The following is a 14,283-nucleotide window of genomic DNA, read 5'->3' on the forward strand; positions in this document are numbered from 1 at the left end:
GGTATTATAGTGAAAAGCATGACGGGATTTTTTTATTTGGAAAAGATAATTGGTAACTATATGTTTAGTGTGAATTTGAAATCTTATAATGGAAAATTCTTAGAATTTAAACTTAGGTTACCAGAAATTTTTTCTGGTTATGATCTTGATATAAGAAATTTGATTTCAAAATATATTAGCAGAGGTAATGTTTTTTTAAATGTAGGATATAAAGAATTGGTTCCTCGTATGAACTTTACAGTTAATCCTAATTATATTGAGGCTATTTCTAGACTTAGAGATTCTTTGGCACACACTAATCTTAATATAAAGAACGAACTAAGTTTAGGAGATTTTTTATCATTAAAAGGAGCTTTAATAATTGATGAGGATAGTGAGCATCAAGAGGAGATTTATGGTTTGTTTAAGGGTGTTTTAGAGGAAACATTATTTCATTACAATAATGGGAGAAATTTTGAAGGGGAAAATACTAAATCGGACATAGTGTCAACCCTTGTGCTAATAGAGCGAGATCTTAAGATTGTTAAGGATGCTTGTAATGATATAAATGTAAGATTATTTGCAAGTATTAAAGAAAATATCTCTAAATTAATGGATGAATTTAGAGATTTAAGTGTTGCAGAAGAAGCAGCTAAAATGGCAATTCGTCTGGACATCAATGAAGAGATCATGCGTTTAGATTCTCATATAGAAACTTTTTATAAAAATCTTGAATATGAAATATGTGGCAAAGTTCTTGAATTTATTTCTCAAGAAATGCATAGAGAAATAACAACTATGAGTAATAAGGCGGTTGATCTTGATATTAAAAATTTGATTTTGAATATGAAGTTAAATTTAGAAAAAATAAAAGAACAAATAAGGAACGTTGAATGAAAATAGCACTTTCTGGTAAGAGTGGTTGTGGTAATACTACTGTAAGTAGTATGATTGCAAAACATTACGGTCTTGAGTTTATTAATTATACTTTTCATGATATTGCAAGAGAGCATGAAATGCCTTTTTCAGAGTTTTATGAGAAAGAAATAATAGGAAGAGATGATTATTATTGGGATAGGTATCTTGATAAGAGGTTGTCTGTACTTTCTAAAAAAAATAATACGGTACTTGCTTCTCGTCTTGCGATTTGGATTTCTAAGAGCGCCGATTTAAAAATATATCTTTATGCTAAAATGGAAGTAAGGGCTGAAAGAATAATGACAAGAGAAGGGGGCATGTATTCTGATGTTTTAAGTAGTACTTTTAGTAGAGATGAAAATGATAAAAAAAGATATTTAGCTATTTATAATATAGATATTGATGATTACTCTTCGGAAACCGATTTAGTGATTGATGTTACAAATATTAATCCAAATGAGGTTTTTGAATTAATTAGAGATGAAATTGATAAAAGAAACTTAAAAAATTAGTTAAACTTTATGTTTAGCTTGCAGGGAGATTAAATGACTAAAGTGCCTTTAAAAAAAATACAAGATTTTGATGGAAATTTTTATGAACTTGTTGTTGCGACTATAATACGCACAGAGCAAATCATAGACAATATTTCTTTAGCAGAGCATACTTTTTTTGATGATAAAATATTAGGACAAGCTTTTAATGATGTTTTGACTGGTAAATTTAGCTATTCAATTGAAGGAAGATAGAATAGTTTTTATTTTTGGTCCTACAGCTGTGGGCAAAAGCAATATTTTGTTTCATTTTCCAAGAAATAAAGCGGAAATTATTAATGTTGACTCTATTCAAGTGTATAAAGAGTTCAATATAGCTTCTTCAAAGCCAAGTAAAAATTTAATGAAACATATAAAGCATCATTTAGTAGATTTTTTAGATCCCGAAAAAGAGTATACTCTTGGAATTTTTTATGAGCAAGCTTTAAGAATAGTAAAAGAAATAAGACAGAAAAAAAAAATTCCTATATTTGTAGGGGGTACCGCTTTTTATTTTAAGCATTTAAAGGACGGATTTCCTTCAACACCTTTGGTTACTTCTCAAATAAGAATTTATGTAAATAATCTTTTAGATCTTAAAGGCAAATCCCATCTTTTAAAAGAATTAGAAAATGTAGACCCCATCAGATTTAATATGTTAAATAAAAATGATATTTATCGTATTAAAAGATCGCTTGAGGTTTACTACCAAACAGGAATTCCTATTAGCCAATTTCAAAAAAAACAAAATAGCGAATTTAAGAATATTGTGATTATAGGCCTTAAAAGATCTTTTGAAGATTTGAAAACTAGAATATCAATAAGAATTAATGAAATGCTTGATAGTGGATTGCTTTCCGAGATTAAAGGTTTGTTTAGTAAGGGTTATAATGAAAATACTCCGGCTTTTAAAGGGATAGGCTACAATGAGTTTTTGTTATGGAAAAGTAGACCTTATTATGGTTTAAATGATATAATAAGTTTGATAGGCAAAAATTCGTTTTTATATGCAAAAAGGCAAATGACCTTTTTTGCCAAGATTTCTGATGTTTTATGGTTTCATCCAGAGGATGATTTAGATAACATTTTGAATTTAATTTTTAAAGTTGATAAGGAGATTTAGGGAGTGCCTTGCGGAAGAAAAAGAAAATTAAAAAAAATTTCTACTCATAAAAGGAAGAAAAAAAGAAGAAAAAATAGACATAAGAAAAAAAATAAGTAGTTTGCTGCATTGATCGGACTTTTTTCCGGTTATGTAGTGAAGCTATTTAGAATGTTCAATTATTAGATTGTTGACTATATTTACGTCTTTGCTAAAGATGTAGCTTTTAGTTCCCTTGTAATTGACTAGGATCCAATTTCCTTTAATTCCATAGCGTTCTGTTTTTTCTAGTGTTTTTTCAATTTTTACGACTTCATCTTTTCTGAGTAAGACTTCGTAATCATAATCCAATTCGCTGTTTTTCTTAGTGCTTTTACTGAGAAAAGCATAGTCCTTTATTATTATACCCATTTTATTGCTAAAGCCAAGAATACTACTTTTGGGTAAGTTCAATTTTTGGATGAGGGGAATTTTGTTATTTTTATTGCATGCTAAAAGAATTAAGGATATTAAATATAATGTTTTTGTATTCATAATTTCCTTGATTTTTTATATACTACTTTAGTGTGCTACTATAATAATATAGTATTTTTTAGAATTTTTAAGGATTGTTAATGAAGAAATATCTTTTTTTTATTTTATTTCTCATCTCTTCTAATAATTTAATTGTTTCTTATCCTCTTTCTTTTGGTGGAGGTTTTTCTTATCAATTTACTAATTATACTGATAAAACAGGCTCTACTAAATTTGCTGCAAATTTTACTAGGGCAGATCATGGGATTAATTTGAATTTATTTTTTGATGCAAATTATGTACTTTTTGAAATGTCTTACAAAGAGGCTTTTGTTACTACTCACAATGGGAGATATTTTTCTCTTGGGCTTTATGGAATGTATCCAATGATTTTCAAAGAACAGATTAGAATGCTTTTCCCGTTGATTGGGTTTAAATATGCCTTTAATTTGAGTTCTAATAACCACAATCTCTTTTTTTTAAGCATGGGGCTTGCTGCTGATCTTTTTATCCCCGACCTTGAAGGCTTATACATTAGACCTTTGTTTATGCTTTCTATCTCTCCATTTTCTAATTATAAAAATTTTTCTGGGTTAACAACTGAGATTATGCTTGGATTTAATATTGGTTGGAGATTTTTTAATTAGGAAGTTTTATTCCTAAATGAAATGGGACATATCTTTCTTGCCCAAAGATGTTTGCAGTGAAGTTTAGTTTGTGGGGAGCATTATTTGATTTTATAACAAGAGTGCTTGATCCCCCCCCATCTAGATTAATGGCGTTAGTCATGCCGTAGCTTAATGCAAAATCAATGGCTTCGTTAAGAGAAGCCCCTTTGCTATTGTTAACGCCTCTTCCCTCTATTGTAGCAAGAAATAAATACTTGTTATTTTTGTCAGTTCCTATTATTGTTCTTGGATGCTTTGTTTCTTTGAAGTTTTTTTTATAATTTCCGTTTTTGATTAAAACAAAAAATCCGCTAAATCCATAATCGGAGTTTTTTATTTCGTCTTCTTTGGGATTTAATATAATTTTATTGTTTTTTATTGCAATCTCCCCATAGTTAGTTATTTGTTTTGAAATCATTTTTTTATTATATATGTATAGTCCTTTTGGAAAAAACATGTTTTGTTTAACTTCGTATGGACTTGTGTTAATAGCAATGTCAACGTTGTTGGAAATTAAAAAATGGCTTGTTGTTTGGCCTTTAAAGTAGTAATTATTTAGCTTTTTGTCGTAAATAGGTTTTGATATGGTGAATTTTAGATCTTTATTTTCAATTTTCACTAGAACATAATTGCTATTCATGAAATAGCCTTTAATAATTTTGTATTTGTGTTTTTTAGCGATTGATTTGGACAGCATTAGTCCTGATGAAATACTTAAAATCAATATTAGTAGTGTTAATATTTTTTTATTCATTTCTTTTTATTTTATAAGAATAAATGCTTTTGGGATAGTTTGTTAGTATGAGATTTTTAATCTGTGTTGCTAATTTTTTATTTTTAAATTTTATAATACTAAATATTTGATAAATTATTTTGACATCTATATTTTTTTCATTATTTAAAATTTTTTTAATTTCTTCTTCATCAATATTGTCTTCATTTATTCTTAATTTTAGTGAAATGATTTCGTTTTTTATTTTTTGATCTTTAATCTTTTTTTTGTTTATTTTGTTTAAAAAATTATTAGCTTCTTTATATTTTTTTATTTTTATATAGTATTTTGTAATTAGCAGGTAATATTGTTCTAAGTCAAAATTTTTAATTTTATTTATTGTTTCTAATTCTTTTGGCAAATTATTAGTTAAATCATAAAGCATATATAGCTTTATTAAATTTTCTGTATTTTCTTTATTATTACTTTGTAATGCAAAAGGAGCAATTACTAGAAATAATAAAACATAAAAAGGGGATAGCCAGCCCATAATTTATTATAAACTTTGTTTTGAGAATAATGAAAATAATTTAAAATTATTGTTGTTATTGCTTTCAACTTTGAATAATATTTGATTATTATCTTTTCTATTATAATTAAGGTTTTTAAGGTTCAGTTTTTAAAAAAAGTAATTTAATTTTTTGTAAACTTTATTTATTAATTTTTTTATAAAATGCAGCTTTTGTATGTATTCTTTGTTTTCTATTAGGCTTTGTATGCTTTCCATAGATTCTTCTATTGCCATTATGAAATTTTGTTTGGGTTTTAGTCTAAAATTTCCCAAGCAATCTGTTTCCAATGCTAAAAAAAGAGCATTTTTTTTGGTAGGAGAGCTTATAAACTGCATTGTGCACTCCAAAAGATTTTTCATTTTTTCAGGTTCATCAATGTTTACATTGTTTGTTTCATATTTTTTTATGAAATGCCAATCTTTTCCCATGCCTTTGACTATTTCAATAGTTTCTGAAAATTTTTTATTGTTGAAAACTGTTATATTTTTATGCATCAATTGTATTTTAATTTTTCTCAAATCTTCATTATTTTGATTGTTTAATTCGTTTTTTGCAATCATTTCTTTTAGTGCTTCTAGGCTAATTTTTATTACATAAATATTATTTTTGTACTCTGCTTTGAAAATTTTTTTTCCTATTTTGATTTCATCGATAATTTTTGTTTGTTTGGTATTTGTTGTTTGTTTCTCTTTGTCAGATATGTTTTTATGTTTAAGTTCTTCATTAAGGCTAATGTCGTCAATCCATTCTTTTTTTAAGACGCCAATGGATCTTGCATACATTTTTGTAGTTTCTATAATTTCTCCTGCAACGAAATATTTCACAGAATCGGTACTAATAAGTGATCCGGGATGAATTATTACGTTTTGAGCTTTGATGGTTTTATATTTCTTTTTTGAGGTTTTAAAACAAATGTAATCTCTCATCCCCCTCATTATTGATTTTAAGTATCCTTCATTGTCAAAAGCGCCTTTTTGTATTATTGGTATATTCAATTTGCTAACAATGTTTTCAAGCTGCATTTGTACATTTACTATCTCTTCAAGTCCTTGTAGATCTAAATAATTTTCCTTTGTGAAAGATTCTTTATTTGCAGCTTTTTTAAAATCTTCAAAGATATTAACAAAGCCAATTAAATCTCCCATTGGATTTTTATATTTTAAGTGAGCTTGTCTAGCTTCCATCTCTTCGTTTTGTGGTAGTAGAAAAATTCCACTTGTGGATAAAAATGATAGACCTATTGTAGTTTGATAGATAGCTTGTGGGTAATTTATCATTGCTTCAACCAATGCTCTTGAATGTGCTGGCACTAATGGGAATAGTATCATATATTTACCAATTTCTGTAAGTTCGTTCTTATTGTTTATAGCATCCAGAGATTTCAATATTTTGCTTGCAGTTTGAATCGAATGTGTTGATGGCTTTGAGATAAAGTCAAAGTGGGTAAAATCTCTGATTCCAATATCTGCCATTCTTAGTATTACTTCAGATAGGTCTGTTCTATATATTTCTTCTTTTTGATAATCTTCTCTTAGTTGATAATCTTCTCTTTTGTAAAGTCTGTAGCAAGTTCCTTTTGAAACTCTTCCTGCTCGACCGGCTCTTTGAGTTGCTGATGATTTTGAAATTGGAACTTCTTGGAGTGAATAGGTATGAGTTTTTGTTTGGAATTTGTTTGTTTTAACTTTTCCGCTATCGATTACTATTTTAATATTTTCAATTGTGATTGAAGTTTCTGCGATGTTTGTTGATACTATTATTTTTCTTTTATTTTTAGGAGTAGCTATAAATATTTGCTCCTGAGCTTCTTTGGGCATTCGACCGTATAAAGGAAGTATTATTAATTTTTTTTTTGAGTTTAATTCTTGTAATTCTTTTATAGTTTCTTTTATTTCTTTCTCTCCAGATAAAAATATAAGAATATCTCCTGCTTTTTTCTCTTTTATTACGTTTAAGACAATTTCTTTTATTTTTAATATCATTCCTTTTGACGTGTTTAAAAGAGGGGGATTGTATATTATTTGCACTGGGTACGTGATAGTTTCAATGCTAACAACCGGTGCATTGTTGAAATATTTTGAAAATATTTTTGTGTTTATTGTAGCAGATGAAACTATGATTTTAAAATCGTCTCTTTTTCTTGAAATGTCTTTAATAAGACCTAATATAAAATCGATATTTAAACTTCTCTCGTGTGCTTCGTCTATTATGATTACGTCATATTCATAAAGCAGTGTATCTTTTTTTAGCTCTTGCAGAAGCACTCCGTCAGTCATTAATTTGATTTTGGTTTTTGGACTTGTAATTTCTTCAAATCTTATTTTGTAGCCAACTTCTTCTCCAAGGTTTACGCCAATATGTTTAGCAATATATTCAGCTATTGATATTGTAGCTATTCTTCTTGGTTGAGTTACTCCAATTTTTCCTAATTTTGCAAAACCCGCCTCATATATTATTCTTGGTAGTTGGGTAGTTTTTCCACTACCTGTTGGACTTTCAACAATTAAAACATTATTTTTTTTTAATACCCTAATTAATTCATCTTTGTATTTATAAATCGGGAGTTTGAAATCATTCATATTTATAACAAGCTGAATACATATTTCTCATTTATTTCGTCGAGATTAATGTTGTCAGGCAAATCAATCTTCTTTCTTTTAATTTTAGCATAAAATCTGTCGTTTTTTTTGTAAATATATATTTTGTTGCCGATTTTGTTTTTAGAAAATGCGATCATTTTAACGATTATACCCACTTTATTAACTCTTTCGTTAAGTAGGCTGATGGCCTTCTCTAGTGTTATGTCATATGCTTTTACATCTTTTTTTAGTGAGCAAGCAATACTTCCGCTTTCAGTTTTAATATAATCTCCAAAAACACCAGTTGCAGCAATGATTTGTTCATTGGTTTGAGGATGTTTGCCGATCGATTTTGGTAGCGAGAGCAATTTTAAAGCAAGCTCTAATGTTATGCTTTCAGGATCAATTTTTTTAGTTGATGCTTTTTTTGCTTTTATTATTTTTAATTTTTTAGGTTTTCCCTTTTTTGTATATTCTTGAGGAGCATAAGTGTCTTCTCCAAGTTGTACAATGTTTCCATAAATTGTATTTTTAAAGATTACATTAAGCCCTGTTAAAGGATCAATACCGAGTATATTTGGTTTTGACTTTTTTTCATTTATTATTTTTTCTATTTCATCTTTTTTATACAAATTTTCTAATGGAGTTGTTGTGTTAATTGAGTAATTATGCCCGTTGAATATTAAATAAGGCCCATATTTGCCAATGTTTATTGTGTAATTAATGCTATTATTTTTATTTTCTATGTTTTGACTTTCAATAACAGTTCTAAATTCAGAGGAATTAATTTTAGGTTCTAGTCGCATTACTGTATCTTTTAGTCCTTTTTTACCATTATAGAATTTACTTAGATATTTTATTTTATCTAATTTTCCTATTGCTATTTTATCTAATTTTTCTTCCATATTGGAGGTAAAATTTAGTTCAATTAGTACTGGAAAATATTTCTCAAGAAGATTTATTACAGCAGCTCCTTTTATAGTTGGTATTAATGCGTTGTTAAGCTTGAATGCATATTCTCTTTCTAAAAGTGTTGATATAATTGTAGAATAAGTTGAAGGACGACCTATTCCTTCTTTTTCCATTTTTTGCACAAGAGATGCCTCTGTGTATCTAGATGGAGCTTTTGTTTCGTGCTCGCTTGTTTTCATTTTAACTATAGAAAACATATCTCCTTTTTTTATTAAGTCAAAATTTATGTTAAAATATTCATCTTTTTCTTTAGTATGCTTCAAAAATCCATCAAAAATTATTTTTGTAAAATTTGATTTGAAAATTAAGTTTTTATATTTAAAAGTCAGTTTTATATTTTCTTTTATTGCATCTTTCATTCCAGAAATAATGGTTCTGTCCCATATTATTTTGTAAATTTCTTTAGCGGTTTTGCTTTCTATTTCTATGTTTTCGTTTGGAATAAACATTTCAGAAGGCCTTATTGCTTCGTGTGCATTTTGGGCCATTTTTCCTTTTTTATAAATTCTATCTTCGTTCTCTACATAGTCTTTTCCGTATTTGGTTTTTATTATTTTTGTTATTTTGTCTCTTGCAATTTTAGCAATATTATGAGAGTCTGTTCTCATATAGGTGATGTATCCGTGTTCATAAAGTTTTTGAGCGTGTTGCATGATTTGCTTTGTTCCAATTTTAAGGCGTTTATTTATTTCTTGTTGAAGTGTAGATGTAGTAAATGGTTTTGGAGGTGATATTTTTATTTTTTTAGTTTCTATTGAGATTAATTCAATTTTTTGTCCATTTTCTAATTCTTTTTCAAGCTCGATCATTAAATCTTGGGTTATTATTATTGTTTTGGCGCTATTTTTAAGTTTCCCAGTTTCATTTATAAAGTCTTTGCCCTCTGCTATATTCTTGTCGTCAATTTCTTCTAATTTTGTTTCAAGCAACAAATCTTTTTTTTCGTGTTTACATTGAAGTAAAATTGAATAATAATTAGCTTTTTTGAAATTTATTCTAGTTTTTTCTTTTTCTATTAATAATTTTAATCCAACAGATTGTACTCGCCCAGCAGAAAGTCCATAAGCTACTTTTTTCCAAAGTAGTGGAGAGATGGTATATCCGTATAGTCGGTCTAATATTCTTCGAGCTTCCCCAGCATTAACAAGGTCCATGTCTATATTCCTAGTATTTTTTAGTGATTTGGTTATTGCAGTTTCTGTTATTTCATGGAAGATCATCCGTTTATAATTTTTAATTTTCAATACTTCTTTTAAGTGAAATGCTATAGTTTCTCCTTCTCTATCTTGGTCAGTTGCAAGATAGATTTCATTGATTGTTTTTACCAATTTTTTTAATTTTGATACAATTGGTTTTTTATTGTTAGGAATAATGTAAATTGGATTAAATCCATTATTATAATCTATAGAAATATTTGCCCATTCGTATTTTTTATATTCTTTGGGAATTTCTTTTGCATTGTTTGGTAGATCTACTATATGTCCAATGCATGCTTCTACTAAGAATGAGTCATCAAGAAACTTTTTTATTGTTTTGGCTTTTGTTGGTGATTCAACTATTATCAACTTTTTATTTTGCATAAATTCCCTATGTTTATATATTATAATACAATATATAAACATAATTTAAGAATTAAAAAAAGTGAGAGTATTTTTGTGAACAATTATAAAATTCTGCATACTTCAGATTGGCATATTGGGAAAAAAATTGAAAATTTTTCAATACTTAAGGAACAAAAAAAATTTTTATCTTTTCTATTAGAATTTATTAAAAAAGAAAATATAGATCTTTTACTTATTTCTGGAGATGTTTATGATTCCAAGAGGCCTGGATTCGAAGAGCAAAGATTGGTGAATAATTTTTTTTACGAGCTTTCTTTTACTTCTTGTAAATGGTGCGTGGTTATTTCTGGAAATCATGATAAAAAAGATTATTTGAGTATCAATAAAAAACTTCTTTCACGGTTTAATTTTTTTTTAATAACAGAATATGATTCTGATGAACAAATAGTTTTCTTAAAAGATAATGGAAATCTTAAGTTTATTGTTGTTTGTCTTCCACATATAAATGAAAGGCTTGTTTTAGGGCAAAATTTTGACAATGTTTTTGAATTAGAAGATCAGTCTTCTAGTAAGCTATTTCTTGAAAATTTAGAGAATGCTTACAGAGAAAAGATATCAAGTTTATCTAATTTGTTAGAAAATAAGTATAAAGGAATCCCCAAAATATTAATGGCGCATTCTTTTTTTGGAATCAGCAAAAAGATTGAAACTTTAGGAGGAAGTTATATTATCCCTTTTAATGTTTTTGGAAATGGTTTTTCTTATGTTGCTCTTGGGCATGTTCATAAATTTATGAAACTAAGAGATAATATTGTTTATTCAGGATCTCCTATGCAATATTCATTTAATGAGACTCATGATAAATATATAAATGTTTTGCATTTTAATGACAATAAATTGATCTTGCAAAAAGCATATCCGGTGCCTGTTTTTAATAAATTAATCTTTGTCAAAGGTTCTTTAAATGAAGTTCTGGACTTTTTAACTAATGTCAAAAAAGAAGAGTCTTTTACTATTTATTTAAAAATTGAACTTAATGAGGCGGTTGATACTAGTGCTGAGGAAACTATTTATGATTTAGCAAAGTTTAATTTTATGAATTTAGTTTCTATTTCCTATTCTTTATTCTCAAATCAGGATTTGCAAGATGATTCCAGCTTTATTGGAGAGCTAGAAGTGCTTGAAATGGATGAAAAATATTTTTTTGAGAAAAAGTTGAGACGAGATTTTGAGAACGGCGTTATTAAGGATGTAAAATTCAAGGAAGAAGACCTTATTTCTCTTTTTAACGAGATTTTAACTAAAGGATATTTAGGCGAATATGAGGATAAATAAGCTCACATTTAAAAATATTGCTTCTTATAAAGGTGAGCATGAGTTAAATTTCGATACTCTTCTTTTAAGACAATCAGGTATTTTTTTAATTTCTGGTAATACTGGATCAGGCAAAAGTACTATTTTAGATTGCATAACTTTGGCGCTATATGCTCGTGTTTATAGACTTGGGAAAAAAATTGTAGATATTATATCAAAAGGCGAGACCAGCGCTTATGTTAAATTAACATTTACTATTTCTGGGAAGATTTATGAATCTTTTATTGAGCTTAATGTAAAAAACATAGAGACCCCTAAGAGTATGTTGCTTAATTGTGTTTTTGATAATAGAATTATTGAGGGTCGAACTGATGTTTTAGAGTATATTAAAAGTCTTTGTCGATTAGACTTTAATCAATTTTGTCAAACTGTAATTTTGCCACAGGGCAATTTTCAAGAATTTTTAACATCAACTCCTAAAGAAAAAACCGCAATAATTGATAATATTTTTAATTTGAAAAAATATGATAATTTGGAATTTTATTTAAAAAGTGACTTTGAACGCACAAAGTTTAGTATAGATAAATTGTTAAATTCTGAATCTTATGAAAAATCAATTCTTGATTATGATGAGCAGGAGTATAAATCTCTTAAAGATTATTTAGATTTAGTTGATATTGGTAGATTAGAAATTGATCTTGAAAATATTAAAAGAGCTATTTCTTTATGTAATCAGGCAATAGTGTCTAATGAGAGATATTTAGGCTTGGAAATTGAAATATCTTCTCTAGAGAATCAATTATCTTCTCAGATTGAATATCAAAATTCTTTAGAGAGGGACTATTCTCTTCAAAGCAAATTAAAACAAAATTTGGATTTGGATCGAAAAATTTATTTGTGTTCAGATTTTTGGAATTTGAAAAATCTTGTTGCTATGCAAGGCGAATTATTTAATGATAACAGATTACTTTATTTAGAACTTTTAAAAGTTATAAATAATTTAAAAGGAATTGAAGGTTTAGATATTAATGATTTTAATTTTAATTACGTTAAAGAACTTTATAACAAAAATTGCAATATTTTTAATTTGAAATTTGTTGAGAATGATTATCAAAGCTTGCTTTTAAGGAAAAATGCTCTTGAGGATGAAAAAAAAGAATTGTTGAAGTCTCAAATTAAAAAAAATGATGAGATTAAAAGCATTTCTTCTGAGAAATCTAATTTCGATTTTGACAAATATGTTTACTATCAAGCATTGAAATTATTTCAAACTTTTAACGATGAGTTGATTTCAAAATATAGAGATAAGTTGGAATTTTTATTGAAATCTACTGATAAAGAAGGTTTTAATGAAAATAAGGAAAAAAATATTATTAAGATTGATTTGTATAAAGAGCTGTTAAAGTGTCTTAATGATAAAAATTTTTCTATTGAGAGTGATAAAAAGAAACTAAAATATATTGAGGTTGAATATAAAAATTATCAACATAAAGACAAATTATCAGTTTGTGGTTTAAAAGAGCTTTACTCTTTAAATTCAAAACTTCATTTAATACAAAATCAAATTGATGAGCTTCAATATCAGCTATCTTGCAGACAAGAAGAAATGTCTAAGCAAGAGGTTAATGCTTTGGAGTTTGAAAAGAATAATGCTGAAATTTTAAGATTGATTGGAAAAAATTTATTTGATAAGTACATAAATTATTCAAAGAGAGAAAAAATTTTAGCGTTTGAAAATAAGCTGGAAAAACTTGAACAATTTAAGGTTAGAAAAAAAGATTTAAAAATTGAGATTTCTTTAAAAAATAAAGATTTTGATCAAAATCTTTTGAAGATTAAAAGTTTATTATTAAAGCTTGATTTAAATTTAAGTTTTAACGATTATTCTTCTTTAGAAAGAGAATTTAATGTTATTTTGGATAGGCAGAAAAGCATAGAAAATGAATGGAATGCGCTTGTTTTAAATATTAAAAATTTAGAAGATTTAAAAATTAAAACCGAAACCCAAATTAAATTTATAAAGAAATCCATATTGACTTTAAAAGCGAGATTAAACGAAGAGAAAAGTAGTTTTATGGATATAGTTTCAACTTTAAAAAGTGTGTTTTTTAGTTCATTTTCTTTTGAATCAGAAACTGTTTTGGAACAAATCAATAAAAATAGTCTTCAATTTTTGCAAAAATTGAGTTTGTCAATTAGCTCTAAACTTGAATTTTTATCCAGAGACGTCGAAAAATATAAAATAAAACTTTTAAATTTTCAAGCTCTTCAAAAAAAGATTGATCAACAAAAAATTAATTTAGAGGCGTTAAGAGGAGAATTAAATCTTGCTAAAGAAAGGAAAGATAAACTAGATGTTTTAAGAAAGGTGGTTATTAGATCTTCTGGATTAAAATATTATGTTCAAACTTTTTTAATTAATGATATTTTAAGGCTGGCAAATGAAAAGTATTTAAGGTGGATTTTTCCTGATTTTGAGCTTAAAACCAACAAAGAAAGCAAAGAGTTTGATTTTTTAATTGAAGACAAAAAAGATTTTAATAAAATAAGAACGGTAAAAACTTTGTCTGGGGGTGAGAAATTTCTTGTATCTTTAGCTTTGTCTTTAGCTTTATCTGATAAAATAAGGGATAGTGAGTTAAAAATAGAAGCTTTTTTTCTAGATGAAGGGTTTGGCAATCTTGATGAAGATACTTTGGCTCAAGTTATGCCTAAGCTTTCTAAGTTTCAAATAATGACCGGACGACAAATTGGCATAATTTCTCATGTGTCTTATTTGAAGGAGATGATTAAAGCACAAATAGTTATAAACAAGATTTCTAAAATTTCTTATATTGCTATGGAAAATTTATGATCATTTAT

The 14,283-nt window shown here is 27.1% G+C and carries 12 protein-coding genes; 7 read left to right on the plus strand and 5 right to left on the minus strand.

Annotation, left to right across the window (positions count from 1 at the left end; translation table 11 throughout):
- The first annotated feature begins 9 nt into the window (after positions 1-9).
- From QIA27_RS04660 to miaA, 4 genes are read left to right on the plus strand one after another with little or no spacing between them, the layout of a single operon-like run.
- Positions 10-876: a YicC/YloC family endoribonuclease gene (locus tag QIA27_RS04660; RefSeq protein WP_301386564.1), complete on the plus strand. Its 867-nt coding sequence runs from the start codon at positions 10-12 to the stop codon at positions 874-876.
- Positions 873-1,409 (plus strand): (d)CMP kinase, encoded by a 537-nt coding sequence (gene cmk, locus QIA27_RS04665; RefSeq protein ID WP_301354243.1) that lies wholly within the window; start codon positions 873-875, stop codon positions 1,407-1,409. Before QIA27_RS04660 ends, cmk begins: the two co-directional genes overlap by 4 nt.
- Positions 1,410-1,442: 33 nt before the next feature.
- Positions 1,443-1,643: a DNA-directed RNA polymerase subunit omega gene (locus tag QIA27_RS04670; protein ID WP_301354244.1), complete on the plus strand. Its 201-nt coding sequence runs from the start codon at positions 1,443-1,445 to the stop codon at positions 1,641-1,643.
- A complete protein-coding gene (gene miaA, locus QIA27_RS04675) occupies positions 1,630-2,550 on the plus strand; it encodes a tRNA (adenosine(37)-N6)-dimethylallyltransferase MiaA (RefSeq protein WP_301354246.1) in 921 nt (306 codons plus the stop codon). The genes QIA27_RS04670 and miaA overlap by 14 nt, the downstream gene beginning before the upstream one ends.
- 141 nt (positions 2,551-2,691) lie before the next feature.
- Here miaA and QIA27_RS04680 read toward each other — a convergent pair whose 3' ends face one another.
- The gene (locus QIA27_RS04680) at positions 2,692-3,063 is read right to left on the minus strand and encodes a hypothetical protein (protein WP_301354248.1); all 372 of its coding nucleotides are present in this window, start codon (positions 3,061-3,063) and stop codon (positions 2,692-2,694) included.
- An 80-nt stretch (positions 3,064-3,143) separates the two neighbouring features.
- On the opposite strand from QIA27_RS04680, the gene QIA27_RS04685 reads away from it, so the two are divergent.
- Positions 3,144-3,689: a hypothetical protein gene (locus QIA27_RS04685; RefSeq protein ID WP_301403686.1), complete on the plus strand. Its 546-nt coding sequence runs from the start codon at positions 3,144-3,146 to the stop codon at positions 3,687-3,689.
- Here QIA27_RS04685 and QIA27_RS04690 read toward each other — a convergent pair.
- The 4 genes from QIA27_RS04690 to topA all read right to left on the minus strand — a co-directional run bounded on the left by QIA27_RS04690 (position 3,682) and on the right by topA (position 10,125).
- Positions 3,682-4,464 (minus strand): phosphodiester glycosidase family protein, encoded by a 783-nt coding sequence (locus QIA27_RS04690; RefSeq protein ID WP_301354251.1) that lies wholly within the window; start codon positions 4,462-4,464, stop codon positions 3,682-3,684. The genes QIA27_RS04685 and QIA27_RS04690 overlap by 8 nt on opposite strands.
- Positions 4,457-4,972, minus strand: a complete 516-nt coding sequence (locus QIA27_RS04695; RefSeq protein WP_301403687.1) for a hypothetical protein — start codon at positions 4,970-4,972, stop codon at positions 4,457-4,459. The genes QIA27_RS04690 and QIA27_RS04695 overlap by 8 nt, the downstream gene beginning before the upstream one ends.
- 129 nt (positions 4,973-5,101) lie before the next feature.
- Entirely contained in the window at positions 5,102-7,573 is a 2,472-nt protein-coding gene (locus tag QIA27_RS04700; RefSeq protein ID WP_301403688.1) for an ATP-dependent RNA helicase, read from the minus strand.
- Positions 7,574-7,575: 2 nt separating this feature from the next.
- Positions 7,576-10,125 (minus strand): type I DNA topoisomerase, encoded by a 2,550-nt coding sequence (gene topA / locus QIA27_RS04705; protein ID WP_301403689.1) that lies wholly within the window; start codon positions 10,123-10,125, stop codon positions 7,576-7,578.
- A gap of 75 nt (positions 10,126-10,200) precedes the next feature.
- On the opposite strand from topA, the gene QIA27_RS04710 reads away from it, so the two are divergent.
- Both QIA27_RS04710 and QIA27_RS04715 read left to right on the plus strand, forming a co-directional pair.
- The gene (locus tag QIA27_RS04710) at positions 10,201-11,442 is read left to right on the plus strand and encodes an exonuclease SbcCD subunit D (protein WP_301403690.1); all 1,242 of its coding nucleotides are present in this window, start codon (positions 10,201-10,203) and stop codon (positions 11,440-11,442) included.
- Entirely contained in the window at positions 11,429-14,275 is a 2,847-nt protein-coding gene (locus QIA27_RS04715; protein ID WP_301403691.1) for an AAA family ATPase, read from the plus strand. Before QIA27_RS04710 ends, QIA27_RS04715 begins: the two co-directional genes overlap by 14 nt.
- The last annotated feature ends 8 nt before the right edge of the window (positions 14,276-14,283 follow it).

It is taken from the genome of [Borrelia] tanukii (genome assembly GCF_030439725.2).
GTDB lineage: Bacteria > Spirochaetota > Spirochaetia > Borreliales > Borreliaceae > Borreliella > Borreliella tanukii.

Bases quoted from the DNA above. Each gene is read 5' to 3' on its own strand.
- QIA27_RS04690 (WP_301354251.1), bottom strand. From the start codon at position 4,464: ATGAATAAAAAAATATTAACACTACTAATATTGATTTTAAGTATTTCA.
- cmk (WP_301354243.1), top strand. From the start codon at position 873: ATGAAAATAGCACTTTCTGGTAAGAGTGGTTGTGGTAATACTACTGTA.
- topA (WP_301403689.1), bottom strand. From the start codon at position 10,125: ATGCAAAATAAAAAGTTGATAATAGTTGAATCACCAACAAAAGCCAAA.
- QIA27_RS04700 (WP_301403688.1), bottom strand. From the start codon at position 7,573: ATGAATGATTTCAAACTCCCGATTTATAAATACAAAGATGAATTAATT.
- QIA27_RS04685 (WP_301403686.1), top strand. From the start codon at position 3,144: ATGAAGAAATATCTTTTTTTTATTTTATTTCTCATCTCTTCTAATAAT.
- QIA27_RS04670 (WP_301354244.1), top strand. From the start codon at position 1,443: ATGACTAAAGTGCCTTTAAAAAAAATACAAGATTTTGATGGAAATTTT.
- QIA27_RS04715 (WP_301403691.1), top strand. From the start codon at position 11,429: ATGAGGATAAATAAGCTCACATTTAAAAATATTGCTTCTTATAAAGGT.
- QIA27_RS04680 (WP_301354248.1), bottom strand. From the start codon at position 3,063: ATGAATACAAAAACATTATATTTAATATCCTTAATTCTTTTAGCATGC.
- QIA27_RS04695 (WP_301403687.1), bottom strand. From the start codon at position 4,972: ATGGGCTGGCTATCCCCTTTTTATGTTTTATTATTTCTAGTAATTGCT.